Consider the following 18,291-nt stretch of genomic DNA (forward strand, 5'->3'; position numbering starts at 1 on the left):
GCTGCATGCTGCTGACCCGGCTCGCCGAAGTGTCCCGGGAGGTCGCCGCCACCGCGGCCAGGTCCCGCAAGACCGCGCTGCTCGCCGAGCTCTTCAGGGAGACGGATCCCGACGACGTACCGGTCGTCATCCCCTACCTGGCCGGCCGGCTCCCGCAGGGCAGGCTCGGCGTCGGCTGGAAGGTGCTGAGCCGGCCCGTCACACCGGCCGCCGCGCCGTCCCTCACCGTCCGCGGGGTCGACGCCCGGCTGACCGAGCTGGGCAAGGTCTCCGGACCCGGCTCGCAGGCCGAACGCGTGAGGATCGCGGGCGAGTTGATGGGCGCGGCGACGGCGGACGAACAGCGCTTCCTGCTGGGGCTGATCACCGGGGAGGTGCGGCAGGGCGCCCTGGACGCGGTCGCCGTCGAAGGCCTTGCGCAGGCGACCGGCGCGGACCCGGCCGCCGTCCGCCGGGCGGTGATGCTCGCCGGGTCCCTCCAGACGGTGGCCGAGGCACTGCTGGCGGACGGCCCGCCGGCCCTGGACCGCTTCCGTCTCACCGTCGGCCGCCCGGTGCTGCCCATGCTGGCGCACACCGCCTCCTCGGTCGCCGAGGCGGTGCAGAAGCTGGGCGGCTGCGCGGTCGAGGAGAAGCTGGACGGCATCCGGGTCCAGGTCCACCGGGACGGCGACACGGTACGGATCTTCACCCGGACGCTCGATGACATCACCGAACGTCTCCCCGAAGTGACCTCCGCCGCAAGGGAGTTGAGCGGCGAGCGGTTCATCCTGGACGGCGAGGTGATCTCCTTCGACGCGGACGGCCGGCCCCGCTCCTTCCAGGAGACGGCGGGCCGGGTCGGCTCCCGGACGGACGTGGCGAAGGCGGCGCGGGAGGTCCCGGTCTGCCCCGTCTTCTTCGACGCGCTCTCGGTCGACGGCCACGACCTGCTCGACCTTCCCTTCGCCGACCGCCACGCGGAGCTGGCCCGGCTGGTCCCCGAGCCGATGCGGGTGCGCCGGGCGCTGGTGTCCGGGCCGGACGACACGACGGCCGCCGAGGAGTTCCTCGCGGCCACCCTCGCCCGCGGCCACGAGGGCGTGGTCGTCAAGGCCCTGGACGCCCCCTACAGCGCCGGCCGCCGGGGCGCCTCCTGGCTGAAGGTCAAGCCCGTCCACACCCTCGACCTGGTGGTCCTGGCCGCCGAATGGGGCCACGGCCGCCGCACCGGCAGGCTCTCCAACCTCCACCTCGGCGCCCGCGACGCGGACGGCACCTTCGCGATGCTCGGCAAGACGTTCAAGGGCATGACCGACGCGATGCTGGAGTGGCAGACCGCCCGCCTCAAGGAGCTGGAGGTCTCGGACGACGGCTGGGTGGTGACCGTACGCCCCGAACTCGTCGTCGAGATCGCCTATGACGGCCTGCAGCGGTCCTCCCGCTACCCGGCCGGCGTCACCCTGCGCTTCGCCCGGGTGGTCCGCTACCGCGAGGACAAGCGGCCGGAGGAGGCCGATACGGTGGAGACCCTGCTGGCCGCGCACCCGGAGGTACGGCGTTGACCGAGCCGAAGCGAAGCGCCGGACTGCTGTTGTTCCGGCATACCGGCGAGGGCCTTGAGGTGTTGCTCGGCCATATGGGCGGGCCGTACTTCGCGAAGAAGGACGCGGGCGCCTGGACCGTCCCCAAGGGCGAGTACGAGCCGGACGAGCCGGCCTGGGCGGCGGCCCGGCGCGAGTTCCAGGAGGAGCTGGGCCTGCCGCCGCCGGACGGCGAGGCGATCGAGCTGGGCGAGGTCCGGCAGACCAACGGCAAGATCGTGACGGCGTGGGCGATCGAGGCGGACCTGGACCCGGCCACGATCGAACCCGGCACCTTCGTGATGGAGTGGCCGCCGCGGTCGGGCCGGATCCAGGAGTTCCCGGAGCTGGACCGGGTGGCCTGGCTGACCCCCGACCGGGCCCGCGAGGTGATCGTCAAGGCCCAGGCCGCGTTTCTGGACCGGCTGGCGGAGCACTCGGGCTGAACGGAGCCTCCTACGTTGCGGTCGGCCCGGCCGCGCGGGAAGGTCGTAGCAAGCCCGCTCCCAGGGAGGTCAGCCATGCCCATCGCGACGGTCAACCCGGCGAACGGCGAGACGCTCGAAACGTTCGAGGCCATGGACGAGGACGAGCTCGAACGCCGGCTCGAACTCGCCGAGGCGACGTTCCGCACGTACCGCACGAGCACCTTCGCCGAGCGCGCCCGGCTGCTGCACCGGGCCGCCGACCTGCTGGACGCGGACCTGGACGACATCGCGCGCACCATGACCACCGAGATGGGCAAGCCGCTGAAGCAGGCCCGTGCGGAGGCCGCCAAGTGCGCGAGGGCGATGCGCTGGTACGCCGACCACGCTGCGGAGCTGCTGGCCGACGAGGAGCCGGCGGAGGCGGACGTGAAGGACTCGGGCGCGTCCCGGGTCCGGGTGCGCTACCGCCCGATCGGGCCGGTGCTCGCCGTGATGCCGTGGAACTTCCCGCTCTGGCAGGTGGTCCGCTTCGCCGCGCCCGCGCTGATGGCGGGCAACGTGGGTCTGCTCAAGCACGCGTCCAACGTCCCGCAGACCGCCCTGTACCTGGAGGACCTGTTCCACCGGGCCGGGTTCACCGAGGGCTGCTTCCAGACCCTGCTGATCGGCTCCGGCGCGGTCGACGACGTCCTGCGCGACGAGCGGGTGAAGGCGGCGACGCTCACCGGCAGCGAGCCCGCGGGCCGGGCCGTGGCCTCCACCGCCGGGGAGATGGTCAAGAAGACGGTGCTGGAGCTGGGCGGCAGCGACCCCTACGTGGTGATGCCCTCGGCGGACATCGACCGGGCCGCGAGGATCGCGGTGACCGCGCGGGTGCAGAACAACGGGCAGTCGTGCATCGCCGCGAAGCGGTTCATCGTGCACGCGGACGTCTACGACGCGTTCGCCGAGAGGTTCGTGGCGGGGATGGCGGCGCTGCGGACGGGCGACCCGATGGAGGAGGAGACGGACGTCGGGCCGCTCGCGAGCGAGCAGGGGCGCAAGGACCTGGAGGAGCTGGTCGAGGACGCCAGGCGGTCGGGCGCGCAGGTGCTGTGCGGCGGGCAGCGGCCGGACGGGCCCGGCTGGTACTACCCGCCGACCGTGCTCGCCGGGATCCACCGCGACATGCGCATCCACCGCGAGGAGGCGTTCGGGCCGGTGGCCACGCTGTACCGGGCCGGGGACCTGGACGAGGCGATCCTCATCGCCAACGACTCGCCCTTCGGGCTGAGTTCGAACGTGTGGACGCGGGACGAGGCCGAGGTGGACCGGTTCGTACGCGATCTGGAGGCCGGTGGCGTGTTCGTCAACGGCATGACCGCCTCCCACCCGGCGTTCCCCTTCGGCGGGGTGAAGCGGTCCGGGTACGGCCGTGAGCTGTCCGGGCACGGAATCCGGGAGTTCTGCAACATCACCACCGTTTGGCAGGGTGCGTGACGGTTGCACGGCTACGATCCCGGGTGTGAACCGCGAAGTGACCCTGCCTCTGATCGTCGACGACCGCGGTACCTTGCAGGTGGCCGCGGCCGACGTGAGTAAGTTGTTGCGGACGTTGGGGGCACGGTGGCTGCGTCTGGTGGAGGCCGACGAAGGTGGGCTGGACGAGGACACGGTGGCCGCTCTGACCATTGAGCTGGCGAAGCTCGCCGACCGGATCGACGTGGCTTGTATCGCCCATAGCAGTGGGGAGTGACGGTCGTTCGGCGGGTGCGGGTGGGTGGGGGTTGCTCGCGCCCACGCGGCGGCAGCCGCAAATCGATACAGCCCCGCGCCCCTAGGGAGTCTCGCCCAACGTCGACCAGAACATCTCCTCGTATGCCTGGAGCAAGCGGCCGTAGGCGTACACCTGCTTCTCGTCCAGGCGGCCTGACTCCAGTCCCGCCTGCACCGCCGCCGTTGCCTGTACGTCCAACGCCGGGGCCGGTTCGGCGAAGAAGTCGAAGAAGGCGCAGGCCTCGTCCGTGAAGGCGTAGTGCGTGCGCAGGCCCTGCGCGATGCTCGCGCAATAGGTGCCCCACGTCGCGAAGTTGGCCGTGATGGCCAGGACCGCGTCCGTCGGGGTTGCGTTGAGGGCGAGCCAGGAGATGTACGCCGGGTACGCCTGGCAGCCCGGCAGGGGCTCGTACGCTTGCATGCGCTCTTCATCCACTTCGCACGCCTCGGTGAACGCGCCCAGCCGCTCTGCCGCCAGTTCCTCGCCCTCGGCCAGCATGGTGAAGAACCCGGCGGCCGCCGGCTCCTCGGAGGCGCGCTGCGCCAGATGCAGGAACGCGCGTCGGTCGGCGGGGATCACTTGGTGTTGTTCCAGGGCAAGTGCGGCGAGTGTCTCCAGGCTCGCCCGGCCGCTGGCGACGAGGGGGACCAATGGATTGGCGTTCGGGTTCGGGGCTAGCTCTGACCTGGTCGTTTTCAGCATTTCCGCGGCCGTGCCGGGCATCGCGTCCTCCTCGTCCGGATAGCTCTGTGCTGCTCCGACCCTGACACGGGGTCACCGGTTCGGAGTAGTCCGGCGAGAGATCATCGCCCTCACGGGTGATCGTGAGGGAACCACCTCCTGAGGTGAACCACCTCTCTGACCGGTCGGGCCCAAACCCGCCGGAAGGCTGAAAGCAGGCACGGTTCATGGCGACTTTGTGCAAACCCTCAGTGTCGGTCCCGGAGTACGTGATCACGATGGAGGAGACGCTGGAACTGGCGCGCTCCCACCACGAGAACCACCCGCAGCTGCCGCTGGCGCTGAGACTGATCGAGAACACGGGCGTTCGCACCCGGCACATCGTGCAGCCGATCGAGGAAACCCTGAAGCACCCCGGCTTCGAGGAGCGCAACAAGCTCTACGAGGTCGAGGCCAAGTCCCGGGTCCCCGCAGTCATCCAGCGAGCACTCGACGACGCCGAACTGCTCACCACCGACATCGACGTGATCATCTACGTCTCGTGCACGGGCTTCATGATGCCCTCGCTCACGGCGTGGCTGATCAACGAGATGGACTTCGACTCCACCACCCGCCAGATCCCCATCGCGCAGCTCGGCTGCGCGGCCGGCGGAGCGGCGATCAACCGGGCGCACGACTTCTGCTCGGCGTACCCGGACGCCAACGCCCTCATCGTGGCCTGCGAGTTCTGCTCGCTGTGCTACCAGCCGACCGACCTCGGCGTCGGCTCGCTGCTCTCCAACGGCCTCTTCGGTGACGGCATCGCCGCCGCCGTGGTCCGCGGCAAGGGCGGCACGGGCGTCGAACTCGAACGCAACGGCTCGTACCTGATCCCGAAGACCGAGGAGTGGATCATGTACGACGTGCGGGCCACCGGGTTCCACTTCCTGCTGGACAAGCGGGTCCCGGCGACCATGGAGCCGCTGGCGCCGGCTCTCCAGGACCTGGCAGGACTGCACGGCTGGGACGCGTCCGACCTGGACTTCTACATAGTCCACGCGGGCGGGCCGCGGATCCTGGACGACCTGAGCAAGTTCCTCCAGGTCGACCCGCACGCCTTCCGGTTCAGCCGGTCCACGCTCACCGAGTACGGCAACATCGCCAGCGCCGTCGTCCTGGACGCGCTGCGCCGGATGTTCGACGAGGGCGGTGCCGAGCACCAGGCGCGCGGCCTGCTGGCCGGCTTCGGTCCCGGCATCACCGCGGAAATGTCGCTGGGTCGCTGGCGGCGTTCGAACGAAGAGGCGGCTCGATAGAGATGACGCTCACCGAACCGCTCGACCCCGCCGACGAGGCCCCCGGCGAGGCCGCCTGTCCGGTCCGGCACTGGAAGGTGCCGGACCTGACGGGGGTGGACTTCGACCCCACCCTGGCCGAGCTGATGCGGGAGGGTCCGGTCACCCGGATCCAGCTTCCGAACGGCGAGGGCTGGGCGTGGCTGGTCACCCGGTACGACGACGTACGGATGGTGGCCAACGACCTCCGGTTCAGCCGCGAGGCGGTGATGGAGCAGCCGGTCACCCGGCTGGCCCCGCACTTCATCCCGGACCGCGGCGCGGTCGGCTTCCTGGACCCGCCCGACCACACGCGGCTGCGCCGCTCGGTGGCCTCCGCGCTCACCAGCAAGGGCGTGGAGCGGGTCCGGGAGAAGGCCCGCCGGATGCTGGACGAGCTCGTCGACGAGCTCGTCCAGGACGGCCCGCCCGCCGATCTCACGGCGGCGATCCTGAGCCCGTTCCCCATCGCGGTGATCTGCGAGGTGATGGGCGTGCCGGCCGCCGACCGGCACACCATGCACGTCTGGACGCAGCTGATCCTGTCCTCCAGCCACGGCAAGGAGGTCAGCGAGAAGGCCAAGCGCGAGATGAGCGCCTACTTCGCCGACCTCGTCACCCTGCGCGACGGCAGTACGGGCGAGGACGTGGCGTCCCTGCTGGGCGCGGCCGTGGGCCGCGGCGAGGTGACTCTGGAGGAGGCCGTCGGTCTCGCCGTCCTCCTCCAGATCGGCGGCGAGGCGGTCACCAACAACAGCGGGCAGATGTTCTACCTGCTGCTGACCCGCCCCGACCTCCTCGACCGGCTGCGCACCGAGCCGGAGATCCGCCCCCGGGCGATCGACGAGCTGCTGCGCTACATCCCGCACCGCAGCGCGGTCGGGCTGTCCCGGATCGCCACGGAGGACGTGGACATCAAGGGCGTACGGATCCGCGCGGGCGATCCGATCTACGTCTCGTACCTGGCCGCCAACCGCGATCCGGAGGTCTTCCCGGCCCCCGAGACGATCGACTTCTCCCGCAGCCCCAACCCGCACGTCTCCTTCGGGTTCGGCCCGCACTACTGTCCCGGCGGCCAGCTGGGCAGGCTGGAGGAGGAGCTGCTGGTCGACGCCCTCCTCGACCGGCTGCCCGGGCTGCGGCTCGCCGTGCCCCCGGAGCAGGTCCCCTTCAGAAAGGGTGCGTTGATCCGGGGTCCCGAAGCGCTTCCGGTGACGTGGTGAGTGGCCCATGACGACGACCGAGGGACTCGCTGAGGGACTCGCGGAGGGACTCCTCGTGCCACCGGGCCAGGGACGCGTGGTCCACACACCGGCTCAGCGCGTCACGTTCAAAGTGACGGGCACACACTCGCGGATCGCCTCCACCTTCGAGGTGGAGGTCCCGCCGGGGTTCGACGTGGGCGCCCATGTGCACACCCGGAGCGAGGAGTTGTTCTACGTGCTCGAAGGCGAACTGGACGTCCTCGCCTTCGAGCCCCTGATCCGCACCCCCGACAACTGGCAGAAGTGGGAGTCGAGTTCGGGCACGAGGGTGGTGCGGGCGACTCCGGGTACGGTCATCGTCGTACCACCGGGGTGCCCGCACGCTTTCGCCAACCCGACGGAGACTCCGGCGAAGATGTTCTTCCAGGCATCGCCGCCGCCCGATCACGAGCGCTACTTCGAGGAGCTCCTGGAGATCCTCGGCAGCGACGGCCCCCCGGACCACGAGGCGATCGAGGAACTCCGGAGCCGCTACGACATCGAGCAACTCACGCCTTTGAAACACCGGTGAGATGTCCTACCTAGGGGCGCGGGGCGTTGTCGATATGCGGCTCCGCCGCGTGGGCGCGAGCAACCACAACGCACGGTCCGTCCGCAACGCACCCGCACCCCCACGGCGCTACCGAATCGGCATCCCCGACAAGGTCCGCGCGATCACCAACCGCTGGATCTCACTCGTACCCTCGAAGATCGTGTAGATCGCCGCATCCCGGTGCATCCGCTCCACCGGATACTCCCGCGTGTACCCGTTGCCGCCCAGGATCTGGATCGCCTGGGCGGTCACCTTCTTCGCCGTCTCGCTCGCGAACAGCTTCGACATCGACCCCTCGGCCGCGGTGAAGGGCCTGCCGTTGATCGCCATCCAGGACGCCCGCCACACCAGCAGCCGGGACGCGTCGATGGCCGTCCGCATGTCCGCGAGCTGGAAGGCCACTCCCTGGTTGTCGATGATCGGCCGCCCGAACTGCTCACGGGTCATGGCGTAGTCGAGGGCGACCTCGTACGCCGCGCGTGCCGTACCGACGGCCATCGCACCGACGGCGGGCCGCGAGGCCTCGAACGTGGCCATCGCCGCGTTCTTCACCCTCCCCCACTCTCGGCTTCGCTCGAGCGGGGGGACCCCCATGCCGCCCGACTTCGCCCGCTCCCGGGCCCGGGCCAGGCGCTCGTCCAGCTTCTGCTTGCCGCCGAGCAGGCAGGAACCGGGCACCCGGACGTTGTCGAGGACGACCTCGGCGGTGTGCGAGGCACGGATCCCGTGCTTCTTGAACTTCTGGCCCTGGGAGAGCCCGGGCGTCCCCGGCGGGACGATGAAGGAGGCGTGGCCCTTGGAGCCGAGCTCCGGGTCGACGACCGCCACGACGACGTGGACGTTGGCGATGCCGCCGTTGGTCGCCCAGGTCTTCGTGCCGTTGATCACCCACTCGTCCTTGGCCTCGTCGTAGACGGCCCGGGTGCGCAGGGAGGCCACGTCGGAGCCGGCATCGGGCTCGGAGGAGCAGAACGCGGCGACCTTGACGTCGTTGGCGTCGCCGTACATCTGGGGGATCCAGGTGCCGATCTGCTCCTCGGTGCCGTTGGCGAGGACGCCGACGGCGGCGAGGCCCGTGCCCACGATCGACAGGGCGATGCCCGCGTCGCCCCAGAACAGCTCCTCCATGGCCATCGGGATGCCGAGGCCGGTGGGGTCGAAGTACTGCTGGGCGTAGAAGTCCAGGGAGTAGATGCCGACCTTCGCGGCCTCCTGGATGACCGGCCAGGGAGTCTCCTCACGCTCGTCCCATTCGGCGGCCGCGGGACGGATGACGTCGGCGGCGAAACCGTGCAGCCAGTCCCGGACCTCCTTCTGTTCGTCGTTGAGTTCCATGGTGAACTCGGCCATGACTCCTCCAGCGGCGGCGCATAATGTGTTACTAGCGGTAACCCGAGTCTGTTACTCGTCGGTAGGAAAAGTCAACTCCCAAGGTCACCTCGGCAGCCAGTTCGAGAGCGGATGGCCGTCAGGTGTTAGTTTGCGCAGGCGTCACCGAAACAGCACGGGGTGGGGAGAGCACATGGACACCACACAGCGGACCGAACAGCAGCGGTCCGCCGACCGCCGACGGCGCGAGCTGTTGGAGGCCGCCGACCGGGTGGTGCTGCGCGACGGCCCGCAGGCCTCCATGAACGCCATCGCGGCGGAGGCCGGCATCACCAAGCCGATCCTCTACCGCCACTTCGGCGACAAGGGCGGGCTGTACGCGGCCCTGGCCACGCGGCACACGGACGCGTTGCTGAACTCGCTCCGGGCCGCGCTGGACGCTCCCGCGGAGCGCCGTGAGCGCGTCGAGGCGACCTTGGACACCTACCTCGCGGCGATCGAGGCGCGGCCTCAGGTGTACCGGTTCCTGATGCATCCCGCAGAGGGCAGCAGCGGGACTGACCAGGGGTTCGATGTCGGCAAGCACTCGGCTCCGCTGTTGCGGCGGATGGGTGAGGAGCTGGCGCAGGTCATCGAGGAGCGGCTGGATCTCGGGCCCGGGAGTCAGCAGCTGGCGCGAGTGTGGGGGCACGGGATCGTCGGGATGATGCATGCCGCAGGGGACTGGTGGCTGGGGGAACGGCCCTGTACTCGTGCGGAACTGGTGAAGAGTTTGGCCGATCTTCTGTGGGGGCGGCTGGCGGCTGCGGGGGACAAGGTGGGAGGGCCGGGGTTCTGAGGGTTGAATTTCGGCTCACCGCCGGTGGGGGCTGGTCGCGCCCGCGCGGCGGCAGCCGCAAATCAGACACAGCCCCGCGCCCCTTCGGGGCGCGTCCGCTCACGGGTGCCAGGAAGACTTCGCCACCTGTCGCATCAGCTTGCGCTTGCGCCAGCCCGTGACGTGGTCGGCGTACACCCGGCCCTCCAGGTGGTCGGTCTCGTGCTGGAGGCACCTCGCGAAGAAGCCCGTGCCGTGGATCGTGATCGGCTCCCCCGTCGCCGTGAAGCCCTCGACCACCGTGTGGTCGTACCGCTCCGTGCCCGCCTCCAGGCCCGGCAGGGACAGGCAGCCCTCGGGGCCGCGGAGGGTCACGCCGTCCGCCGCCACCAGGCGCGGGTTGACCACATGGCCCAGGTGGCGGACGTCCTCGTCGTCGGGGCAGTCGAAGACGAACACCCGCAGCGGCTCCCCCACCTGGTTCGCCGCCAGGCCCACGCCCTCCGCCGCGTACATCGTGGCGAACAAGTCATCCACCAGCCGGGAGAGTTCGGGGCCGAAGTCGGTGACCTCCGCGCAACGGGCGTGCAGAACGGGGTCGCCGAGCAGGGTGAGAGGCCGGACCCGCCCATGGGCGCCCGGAATGGAACCGTGTCGCATGGCCGCAAGGGTACGGTTCGGATCGGCCCCTGCTCGCCGCGCAGGCACGGGCCGGAATTCGGGTGTGCGAATGGATCTCGATAGGCTGACCTCACACCACGTTGCCGGATGGCTCAGGCGCGGCGCGTACGCAAGGAGGATCGAGAACTGATGGCAGGCAACTCGGACCCGCTCACGCCGCGGGCCAAGCTGGCCGTGACCGCGGGCAAGGCGGTCGCGGCGGCGTCCCGTGCCGCGGGGCGCGGCAGCGGATCCGTGATCGGTGGCCGGGTCGCGCTCAAACTCGACCCCGACCTTCTCGCCCGGCTCGCCCAGAACCTGGACGTCACCCTCGTCTCGGCGACGAACGGCAAGACGACGACGACCCGCCTCATCGCCGAGGCGCTGAAGGCCGCCGGGCCGGTCGTGTCCAACGCGCTCGGCGCCAACATGCCGGCCGGCATCACGTCGGCGCTGGCGGGTGGCTCGGAGTCCAAGTTCGGTGTCATCGAGGTCGACGAGAAGTACCTCGCCGGGGTGGCCCGGGACACCGACCCCAAGTGCATCGCGCTGCTCAACCTCTCCCGCGACCAGCTCGACCGGGCCGCCGAGACCCGGATGCTCGCCGAGAACTGGCGGGAGGGCCTGGCCGGCACCAAGGCCGTCATCGTGGCGAACTGCGACGACCCGCTGGTGGTGTGGGCCGCGTCCTCCTCCCCCAACGTGATCTGGGTCGCCGCGGGGCAGATGTGGAAGGACGACGCCTGGTCATGCCCGTCCTGCGGCGGCGTGATGCAGCGCCCCGGCGACGACTGGTTCTGCGGTGAGTGCGGGTTCCGGCGGCCGACGCCGAGCTGGGTGCTCTCCGGCGACCACGTCCTCGACCCGCACGGGTCCGCCTGGCCGATCCACCTGCAGCTGCCGGGGCGCGCCAACAAGGCGAACGCCGCCTCCTCGGCCGCCGTCGCCGCCGTCTTCGGGGTGCCGCCGCAGGTCGCCCTGGAGCGGATGTACCAGGTGCAGGCCGTCGCGGGACGCTACGACGTCGTGCAGTTCCAGGGCCGCGACCTGCGCCTGCTGCTGGCCAAGAACCCGGCCGGCTGGCTGGAGACGTTCTCGCTGATCGACCCGCCGCCGGCGCCGGTCATCCTCTCCGTGAACGCGCGCGGCGCCGACGGCACCGACACCTCCTGGCTGTGGGACGTGGACTACACGCGCCTGACCGGCCACCCGATCTTCGTCCTCGGCGACCGCAAGCTGGACCTCGCGGTGCGGCTGGAGGTGGCGAACCAGCACTTCCAGGTCTGCGACTCGCTCGACCAGGCCGTGCAGATGTGCCCGCCGGGCCGGATCGAGGTCATCGCGAACTACACCGCGTTCCAGGACCTGCGCCGCCGCGTCGGCAACTGACCACGAAGGACGATCACTTCATGACAGACAACCAACTGCGGCTGGTGTGGATCTACCCCGACCTGCTCAGCACCTACGGCGACCAGGGCAACGCGCTCGTCGTGGAGCGGCGGGCCCGGCAGCGCGGTCTCGACGTGGCCCGGCTCGACGTGCGCAGCGACCAGCCGATCCCGACCTCCGGCGACATCTACCTGATCGGCGGCGGTGAGGACCGTCCGCAGCGGCTCGCCGCCGAGCGGCTGCGCCGTGACGGGCACCTGTACCGGGCGGTGGAGAACGGCGCGATCGTGTTCTCCGTGTGCGCCGGCTACCAGATCCTCGGGCACGAGTTCATCAACGACCTCGGGCAGCGGGAGCCGGGCCTCGGTCTGCTCGACGTGACGACCGTGCGCGGCACCGGCGAGCGGTGTGTCGGTGACGTCCTCGCCGACATCGACCCGCGCCTCGGGCTGCCCCCGCTCACCGGGTTCGAGAACCACCAGGGCGTCACCCAGCTCGGCCCCACCGCCCGCCCCCTCGCCCGGGTCCAGCTGGGCAAGGGCAACGGCACCGGGGACGGCACGGAGGGCGCGTACAACGACACCGTCTTCGGCACGTACATGCACGGGCCGGTGCTCGCCCGCAACCCGCTCATCGCGGACCTGCTGCTGAAGCTGGCGCTCGACGTGAACGCGCTGCCGCCGATCGACGACCGCTGGTACGAGGCGCTCCGCAACGAGCGCATCGCGGCCGCCCAGCAGCCCGCGTAACCCTTCTGGGACGGCCGGTTCCGGGGCCCGCCTGACAGGGTGTCCGCTCACATGTGCGGGCACGTCCAGCAGGCGGACGCCCGGTGCGGAATGACCCCCTCGCGCGGGTAGGGTGACGGCGATGACAGCCGGACAGCGTGGTCCGGTCTCCGGCCCACGTGGAGAAGGTTGTTTCGGGCTATGCGCATTGGTGTCCTCACGTCCGGCGGCGACTGCCCCGGCCTGAACGCCGTCATCCGGTCCGTCGTGCACCGTGCCGTCGCCGACCACGGCGACGAGGTCATCGGCTTCCGGGACGGCTGGAAGGGCCTTCTGGAGTGCGACTACCTCAAGCTCGACCTCGACGCCGTGGCCGGCATCCTGGCCCGCGGCGGCACCATCCTCGGATCGTCCCGGGTCCAGCCCTCCCATCTGCGGGACGGCGTGGAGCGGGCCAGGGGCCATGTCGCCGAGCTCGGGCTCGACGCGATCATCCCGATCGGCGGTGAGGGCACCCTGAAGGCGGCCCGGCTGATGTCCGACGCCGGGCTCCCGATCGTGGGCGTGCCGAAGACCATCGACAACGACATCGCCGTCACCGACGTGACCTTCGGCTTCGACACGGCCGTGGGGGTCGCCACCGAGGCGCTCGACCGGCTGAAGACCACCGCCGAGTCCCACCAGCGGGTGCTCGTCGTCGAGGTCATGGGCCGGCACACCGGCTGGATCGCCCTGCACTCCGGCATGGCGGCCGGCGCCCACGCCATCGTCGTACCGGAACGGCCCTTCGACATCGAGGAGTTGGCCCGCCGGGTCGGCGAGCGGTTCGAGGCGGGCAAGCGGTTCGCGATCGTCGTCGCGGCGGAGGGGGCCAAGCCGAAGGCGGGCACGATGGCCTTCGACGAGGGCGGCAAGGACATCTACGGCCATGAGCGGTTCGCCGGGATCGCCCGGCAGCTCTCCATCGAACTGGAGCAGCGGCTCGGCAAGGAGGCACGGCCGGTCATCCTCGGGCACGTGCAGCGGGGTGGCACGCCGACCGCGTACGACCGCGTCCTCGCGACGCGGTTCGGGTGGCATGCGGTGGAGGCCGTGCACCGGGGGGAGTTCGGTCACATGACCGCGCTGCGGGGGACCGACGTCGTGATGGTGCCGCTGGCCGAGGCGGTGGAGACGTTGAAGACGGTTCCTGCGGAGCGGTACGACGAGGCGGAGACCGTGCTTTAAGGGGCCTCGCCGTAGGAGGTCCGGATTCGTTGCCGGGTGCGGGTTGTGTGTGGTTGCTCGCGCAGTTCCCCGCGCCCCTGAGTTGGCTGTTCTGCCCCCGGTCGCAAAGGCGCCCGGGGGCGGTTCTACTCTGGGGTCGGCTGTAAACGTACAACCCCCCACGAATCAGGAGCCGCCGGATGGATCACAGCGGGCACGGCATGACCATGGATCTGCCGCCGTTCACGCTGGGGCGCGGACTGGAGTGGTCGGCGGATCCCTTTTTCCTCGTCGCCTGTCTCGCGGGGCTCGCGCTGTACGGGTGGGGTGTGGTGCGGCTGCGGCGGCGCGGGGACGCCTGGTCCGTGGGCCGGAGCGTGTCGTTCGTCGTCGGGGTGCTGACCGTCATGCTCGTGATGTGCACCAGGCTGAACGACTACGGGATGGTCATGTTCAGCGTGCACATGGTGCAGCACATGATCATCAGCATGCTCTCGCCCATCCTGGTCCTGCTGGGTGCCCCGGTGACCCTGGCGCTGCGCGCGCTGCCCGTCGCCGGGAGGGGCCGGAAGGGGCCGCGTGAGCTGCTGCTGGCCCTGCTGCACAGCCGGTACATGCGGATCGTCACCCATCCCGCCTTCACCATCCCGCTGTTCATCGCGAGCCTGTACGCGCTCTACTTCACCCCGCTGTTCGACTTCCTGATGAGCTCGAAGGCCGGGCACATCGGGATGATGGTGCACTTCTTCGCCGTCGGCATCGTCTTCTTCTGGCCGATCATCGGCGTCGACCCGGGACCGCACCGGCCGGGGTACCTCATGCGCATGCTGGAGTTGTTCGCGGGCATGCCGTTCCACGCGTTCTTCGGTATCGCGTTGATGATGGCGTCGGAGCCGATGGTCGAGACGTTCAAGAATCCGCCCGCCTCGCTCGGCATCGACGCGCTCTCCGACCAGAGCGCCGCCGGCGGAATCGCCTGGGCATTCAGCGAGGTCCCGTCCGTACTGGTCCTGATCGCCCTGCTGTTCCAGTGGTACGGATCCGAACAGCGCCAGGCCCGACGCCAGGACCGGGCCGCCGACCGTGACGGTGACAAGGAACTCGAGGCGTACAACGCCTATTTGGCCTCACTGCACGCACGCAAGGGCTGAAAGGCCTCTCATTCAGTAGCATAAAGCGCGACAGGCCAAAACCGCCGGGGGGAGCGGTGATGACACTTCGCGCTTTTCTGCACAGGGCGTGCGTGCTCGTGGTTCTGGTTCCGCTCCTGGTACTCGGCGGATGCGGGCGGGCTTCGCCCCGGTCCGCGGTCGAAGCGGTGGCCGCCGGTGTTTCCACGCTGAACCCGTTCGTCGACGAGCACCAGGGAGTCGGGCACGACGTCCAGGTCCGTTCGCTGCCGGTGCGCGGGCATATCCAGCAGGGTGACTCGCCCGGGCTTTACGGCGGCACCCGGGAGCCGACGATCTGTGACGTCGAGAAACTCAAGGAATTCCTCACCGATCCCGCGAATCACCGCAAGGCACAGGCATGGGCCGGTGTCCTCCACATCACCACCGCACAGATTCCGGGTTATCTCGACCGCCTCACCCCTGTTCTCCTGCGTCACGACACTCTCGTGGAGAACCACGACTACAAGGACGGTACCGCCACCCCCTTCAATTCCCTGCTCCAGGCCGGAATAGCCGTGCTCGTCGACAGGCGGGGACAGCCCACCGTGAAATGCTCGTGCGGAAATCCGCTCCTGCCGTTCAAGGACGACCCGGGGCATGTCAAGGTCGAGTTCCGCCATGGCAACAAGAAGTGGACCGGCTACGACCGCGACGAGGTGACGACCGTACGGCCCACCGCACGGCCCCTGGAGCAACTCGCGCTCGTGGATGTCACCGACCCCGCGCGGGGCATCGAGCGGCCGATGGGGACGGAGGGCGCGCGGGACACCGTGTTCCGCACCGGTGACCGGCACGCGGTGCCCGAGGTCGCCGGGACCTCCTTCGGGGAGGCGAGCCGGCTGCTCGCGGACGCGGGGCTGGCGGCCGCGTCCGACGGTCCGGAGCTGCCGCCCGACGACGCCCGGGTGCTGGGCTCGGATCCGGTGGCGGGCACACGGCTGGCGTTCGGGGAGTACGTGACGCTGCGCGTGGCCGAGGGCAGCGGTGGCGGTGCGGACGGCGGAGGGTCGCCCTCCGGGTCCGGGGGCGGCGAGGGCCCGGACGGACCCTCGGTCTCGTCCTCGGCGTCCTCCGGATCAGTCGGCGGGGACTCGGGCTCGTCCTCGTCGTCGCCCTCGTCGTCGGCTTCCTCCTCGCCGTCGGGGGACTCCTCCCCGGTCGTATCGCCGTCGCCGTCGTCGTCATCCGCGCCGACGTCATCGTCCTCGTCCTCGTCCTTCATGTCGCCTTCGTCCGTCTCGTCGGACACGTCGTCGGAGCCCGCCACGGACCCCGTCACACCCTCCGGCGCCGCCGCGGCACCCTCGTCGAGTCCGGCGCCCTCGGAGCCGCCGCCCGTCACCCAGACCGCCGGCGGCGGGCCCACGAGTGATGTCCCCGTGCCGGACGACGGGGCCGGCACGGGGACGGCGTGACACCTGACCCGGGAGTGACCGGATGTACCGAGGAACACCGACGTCGGGAGGGGGCCGGGTCGTCGCCGGCCGGTATGTGCTGCTGAACCGGCTGGGCAGCGGCGGCATGGGGCATGTCTGGCTCGCCCACGACATGAGGCTGGAGTGCGAGGTCGCGCTCAAGGAGATCGTGCTGCGGGACGCGGACGAGCGGGACCGCACGGCCCGGATCGCGCGGGCCCGGACGGAGGCGCGGAACGCGGCCGGGCTGCGCGGGCATCCGCATGTGGTGACCGTGCACGACGTGCTGGAGCACGAGGGCCTGCCGTGGATCGTCATGGAGTACGTGCCGGGCGCGATCGATCTCCAGGAGCTGGTGGCGCGGCACGGGCCGGTGTCGCCGGCCGAGTGTGCCCGGATCGGCCTCGGCGTCCTCGACGCCCTGACCGCCGGGCACGAGCGGGGCGTGCTGCACCGGGACGTGAAGCCGGCGAACATCCTGCTCGCCCCGGACCGCGCGGGCACGCCGTACGCCCGGGTGCTGCTGACGGACTACGGCATCTCGGTGCAGCCCGACGCCGGGCGGACCCGGTACACGCTGCCGTCGGCGCTGGTCGGGACGGCGGGGTATCTGGCGCCGGAGCGGGCCACGGGCGGACCGCCGACACCGACCGCCGATCTGTTCTCACTGGGGTGCACGCTGTATTTCGCGGTGGAGGGGCGGGGGCCGTTCGAGCGGGGCTCGCAGCTGGCGGAGATCACCGCCGTGGTGACCGAGGAGCCGGATCCGCCGGTGCGGGCGGGTGCACTGGCCTCCGTGCTGGCGGCGATGCTCGCCAAGGATCCGGCGCGGCGGACACCGGCGGCGGAGGTTGAGGCCGCACTGTCGCTGATCGTGTCGTCCAGGGCGGAGGCGTACGACCGTACCCGGACCGCTCCCGGTTCCGTGCCGCACTGGGGCGCCTCCCCCGAAGCGCCTGACGTCGTCTCGGGCGGCCCGGGCCGGGACCGGCCGTCCGCGCCTCCTCCCGGCCACCGGCGACGGCCGCTCCCCCGGGCGCTGCGGGCCGCCCTCGCCGCCGCCCTGGGCCTGGTGCTCGCTCTGGCCGGGGTCTGGTGGGCCGTCGCGCATCAGGGCACCGACTCCACGGCCGAGCCCTACGGCGGCACGGTGGGGCTCGCGCGCCCCCTCAAGGCGGGTGACTGTGTCGTCGCCGAGTGGGGCAGCGGGACGCGCTTCGCCGGGACCCCGACGCTCACTCTCGACCCGACCTGTGCGGACCGGGCGCCGGACGGTCAGGTGATGACGTTCGTGCCGGTGGCGTCGGCTGCCGAGGCGCGTGCACAGGGGCCCGCCGGGTGCGAGGAGCGCACCAGGGTGCTGCGCGGGAAGCTCGCGGACGTGCGGGCCGTCGCCGTCGTACCGGGCGAGGCGGGGTTCGAGGCGGCCGGGGGGCGGGTCGCGTGTCTGGTGCTGGGGGCGCACGGACCGCTGTACGGGCCGTTGGACGGGTTCCGCAAGGAGGGGGCAGCGTTCACGGACGTGGGCACCATGCAGAAGCGGGACTGTCTGCGGGTGCCGCCCGCCCGGACCGCCCTGCTCGTCGCGTGCTCGGGGCCGCACGACCAGGAGGTGCTCGGGTTCACGCGGCTGGGGGCCGGCCTGACGCTCGCGCAGGCGGCGAAGCAGCAGGACGAGGCCTGTGCGCGGGACGTGCCGCCCGGGGACTACGGATTCGATCCCTCCGTCTATCGGGCGGCCTCCTTGGTCGGTGACCTGATGTGGAAGACCGGCGCTCATTTCGTCGTGTGCACCGTCAGGAAGCAGAACGGGGGCACCATGGAGGGACACGGACCATGAGGAGGGTGTCGCGATGCCCGGTTCTGCGAACGGCTCGAACGGTGCCACCAAGGCGATGGGGGTTCTCACCGTCGGGGGGCTGGTGGTGGTGACGGCCTACACGGTGGCGCTCGGCAGCAACGGCTGGCTCTGGTTCGGGTGGGTGGTCCTGGGGCTGCTGACCCTGGCGATGGTGGCCACCCAGAGCAACTGACACAG

The 18,291-nt window shown here is 70.8% G+C and carries 18 protein-coding genes; 15 read left to right on the forward strand and 3 right to left on the reverse strand.

All coding sequences use genetic code 11. The annotated features are described in order from the left end of the window. The first annotated feature begins 5 nt into the window (after positions 1–5). From KVT45_RS46160 to KVT45_RS46175, 4 genes are all read left to right on the forward strand, one after another. Complete coding sequence (locus KVT45_RS46160) at positions 6–1,544, forward strand: ATP-dependent DNA ligase (protein ID WP_217555928.1); 1,539 nt, start codon at positions 6–8, stop codon at positions 1,542–1,544. Next, positions 1,541–2,008, forward strand: coding sequence for an NUDIX domain-containing protein (locus KVT45_RS46165; protein WP_217555929.1), 468 nt, complete (start codon positions 1,541–1,543; stop codon positions 2,006–2,008). The genes KVT45_RS46160 and KVT45_RS46165 overlap by 4 nt, the downstream gene beginning before the upstream one ends. Positions 2,009–2,083: 75 nt before the next feature. Next, entirely contained in the window at positions 2,084–3,469 is a 1,386-nt protein-coding gene (locus KVT45_RS46170; RefSeq protein ID WP_217555931.1) for an NADP-dependent succinic semialdehyde dehydrogenase, read from the forward strand. 25 nt (positions 3,470–3,494) lie between these two features. Continuing rightward, the gene (locus KVT45_RS46175; protein WP_089105419.1) at positions 3,495–3,725 is read left to right on the forward strand and encodes a DUF6213 family protein; all 231 of its coding nucleotides are present in this window, start codon (positions 3,495–3,497) and stop codon (positions 3,723–3,725) included. A gap of 81 nt (positions 3,726–3,806) precedes the next feature. Here KVT45_RS46175 and KVT45_RS46180 read toward each other — a convergent pair whose 3' ends face one another. Beyond that, positions 3,807–4,469: a transcriptional regulator gene (locus KVT45_RS46180; protein ID WP_217555933.1), complete on the reverse strand. Its 663-nt coding sequence runs from the start codon at positions 4,467–4,469 to the stop codon at positions 3,807–3,809. Positions 4,470–4,654: 185 nt separating this feature from the next. Here KVT45_RS46180 and KVT45_RS46185 point away from each other — a divergent pair, with 185 nt between their 5' ends. Genes KVT45_RS46185 through KVT45_RS46195 form a run of 3 tightly spaced genes read left to right on the forward strand, consistent with a single transcriptional unit; the run spans position 4,655 to position 7,516 of the window. Beyond that, positions 4,655–5,722, forward strand: a complete 1,068-nt coding sequence (locus KVT45_RS46185; RefSeq protein WP_217555935.1) for a type III polyketide synthase — start codon at positions 4,655–4,657, stop codon at positions 5,720–5,722. A 2-nt stretch (positions 5,723–5,724) separates the two neighbouring features. After that, positions 5,725–6,963 (forward strand): cytochrome P450, encoded by a 1,239-nt coding sequence (locus tag KVT45_RS46190; RefSeq protein WP_217555937.1) that lies wholly within the window; start codon positions 5,725–5,727, stop codon positions 6,961–6,963. A 7-nt stretch (positions 6,964–6,970) separates the two neighbouring features. After that, positions 6,971–7,516: a cupin domain-containing protein gene (locus tag KVT45_RS46195; protein WP_217555939.1), complete on the forward strand. Its 546-nt coding sequence runs from the start codon at positions 6,971–6,973 to the stop codon at positions 7,514–7,516. Positions 7,517–7,624: 108 nt separating this feature from the next. On the opposite strand, the gene KVT45_RS46200 is transcribed toward KVT45_RS46195, so the two are convergent. Beyond that, on the reverse strand, positions 7,625–8,887 hold the full coding sequence (locus KVT45_RS46200) for an acyl-CoA dehydrogenase family protein (RefSeq protein WP_217555941.1): 1,263 nt from the start codon (positions 8,885–8,887) through the stop codon (positions 7,625–7,627). A 172-nt stretch (positions 8,888–9,059) separates the two neighbouring features. Between KVT45_RS46200 and KVT45_RS46205 the strand changes: the two genes are divergently transcribed. Further along, positions 9,060–9,704, forward strand: coding sequence for a TetR family transcriptional regulator (locus tag KVT45_RS46205; RefSeq protein WP_217555943.1), 645 nt, complete (start codon positions 9,060–9,062; stop codon positions 9,702–9,704). A 99-nt stretch (positions 9,705–9,803) separates the two neighbouring features. Here the strand turns inward: KVT45_RS46205 and def are convergent, their stop codons facing one another. Further along, positions 9,804–10,343, reverse strand: coding sequence for a peptide deformylase (gene def / locus KVT45_RS46210; RefSeq protein WP_217555945.1), 540 nt, complete (start codon positions 10,341–10,343; stop codon positions 9,804–9,806). Positions 10,344–10,493: 150 nt separating this feature from the next. Here def and KVT45_RS46215 point away from each other — a divergent pair, with 150 nt between their 5' ends. The 7 genes from KVT45_RS46215 to KVT45_RS46245 all read left to right on the forward strand — a co-directional run bounded on the left by KVT45_RS46215 (position 10,494) and on the right by KVT45_RS46245 (position 18,286). Continuing rightward, the gene (locus tag KVT45_RS46215) at positions 10,494–11,732 is read left to right on the forward strand and encodes a MurT ligase domain-containing protein (protein WP_089105426.1); all 1,239 of its coding nucleotides are present in this window, start codon (positions 10,494–10,496) and stop codon (positions 11,730–11,732) included. 20 nt (positions 11,733–11,752) lie between these two features. Continuing rightward, positions 11,753–12,481: a type 1 glutamine amidotransferase gene (locus KVT45_RS46220; protein ID WP_089105427.1), complete on the forward strand. Its 729-nt coding sequence runs from the start codon at positions 11,753–11,755 to the stop codon at positions 12,479–12,481. A 180-nt stretch (positions 12,482–12,661) separates the two neighbouring features. Then, positions 12,662–13,687 (forward strand): 6-phosphofructokinase, encoded by a 1,026-nt coding sequence (locus KVT45_RS46225; RefSeq protein ID WP_217555947.1) that lies wholly within the window; start codon positions 12,662–12,664, stop codon positions 13,685–13,687. A 179-nt stretch (positions 13,688–13,866) separates the two neighbouring features. Beyond that, complete coding sequence (locus KVT45_RS46230) at positions 13,867–14,817, forward strand: cytochrome c oxidase assembly protein (RefSeq protein ID WP_217555949.1); 951 nt, start codon at positions 13,867–13,869, stop codon at positions 14,815–14,817. Positions 14,818–14,909: 92 nt separating this feature from the next. Further along, positions 14,910–16,253: a DUF6777 domain-containing protein gene (locus KVT45_RS46235; RefSeq protein WP_308311073.1), complete on the forward strand. Its 1,344-nt coding sequence runs from the start codon at positions 14,910–14,912 to the stop codon at positions 16,251–16,253. A gap of 22 nt (positions 16,254–16,275) precedes the next feature. After that, entirely contained in the window at positions 16,276–18,093 is a 1,818-nt protein-coding gene (locus KVT45_RS46240) for a serine/threonine-protein kinase (protein ID WP_217555953.1), read from the forward strand. 13 nt (positions 18,094–18,106) lie between these two features. Beyond that, the gene (locus KVT45_RS46245; protein WP_089105431.1) at positions 18,107–18,286 is read left to right on the forward strand and encodes a hypothetical protein; all 180 of its coding nucleotides are present in this window, start codon (positions 18,107–18,109) and stop codon (positions 18,284–18,286) included. The last annotated feature ends 5 nt before the right edge of the window (positions 18,287–18,291 follow it).

The organism is Streptomyces sp. GbtcB6 (assembly GCF_019091475.1).
Lineage (GTDB): Bacteria > Actinomycetota > Actinomycetes > Streptomycetales > Streptomycetaceae > Streptomyces > Streptomyces hyaluromycini.

Coding starts and splice junctions, on each gene's coding strand:
- KVT45_RS46185 (WP_217555935.1), top strand. CDS start 4,655: ATGGCGACTTTGTGCAAACCCTCAGTGTCGGTCCCGGAGTACGTGATC.
- KVT45_RS46245 (WP_089105431.1), top strand. CDS start 18,107: ATGCCCGGTTCTGCGAACGGCTCGAACGGTGCCACCAAGGCGATGGGG.
- KVT45_RS46160 (WP_217555928.1), top strand. CDS start 6: ATGCTGCTGACCCGGCTCGCCGAAGTGTCCCGGGAGGTCGCCGCCACC.
- KVT45_RS46170 (WP_217555931.1), top strand. CDS start 2,084: ATGCCCATCGCGACGGTCAACCCGGCGAACGGCGAGACGCTCGAAACG.
- def (WP_217555945.1), bottom strand. CDS start 10,343: ATGCGACACGGTTCCATTCCGGGCGCCCATGGGCGGGTCCGGCCTCTC.
- KVT45_RS46195 (WP_217555939.1), top strand. CDS start 6,971: ATGACGACGACCGAGGGACTCGCTGAGGGACTCGCGGAGGGACTCCTC.
- KVT45_RS46225 (WP_217555947.1), top strand. CDS start 12,662: ATGCGCATTGGTGTCCTCACGTCCGGCGGCGACTGCCCCGGCCTGAAC.
- KVT45_RS46200 (WP_217555941.1), bottom strand. CDS start 8,887: ATGGCCGAGTTCACCATGGAACTCAACGACGAACAGAAGGAGGTCCGG.
- KVT45_RS46240 (WP_217555953.1), top strand. CDS start 16,276: ATGTACCGAGGAACACCGACGTCGGGAGGGGGCCGGGTCGTCGCCGGC.
- KVT45_RS46190 (WP_217555937.1), top strand. CDS start 5,725: ATGACGCTCACCGAACCGCTCGACCCCGCCGACGAGGCCCCCGGCGAG.
- KVT45_RS46180 (WP_217555933.1), bottom strand. CDS start 4,469: ATGCCCGGCACGGCCGCGGAAATGCTGAAAACGACCAGGTCAGAGCTA.
- KVT45_RS46230 (WP_217555949.1), top strand. CDS start 13,867: ATGGATCACAGCGGGCACGGCATGACCATGGATCTGCCGCCGTTCACG.
- KVT45_RS46220 (WP_089105427.1), top strand. CDS start 11,753: ATGACAGACAACCAACTGCGGCTGGTGTGGATCTACCCCGACCTGCTC.
- KVT45_RS46205 (WP_217555943.1), top strand. CDS start 9,060: ATGGACACCACACAGCGGACCGAACAGCAGCGGTCCGCCGACCGCCGA.
- KVT45_RS46215 (WP_089105426.1), top strand. CDS start 10,494: ATGGCAGGCAACTCGGACCCGCTCACGCCGCGGGCCAAGCTGGCCGTG.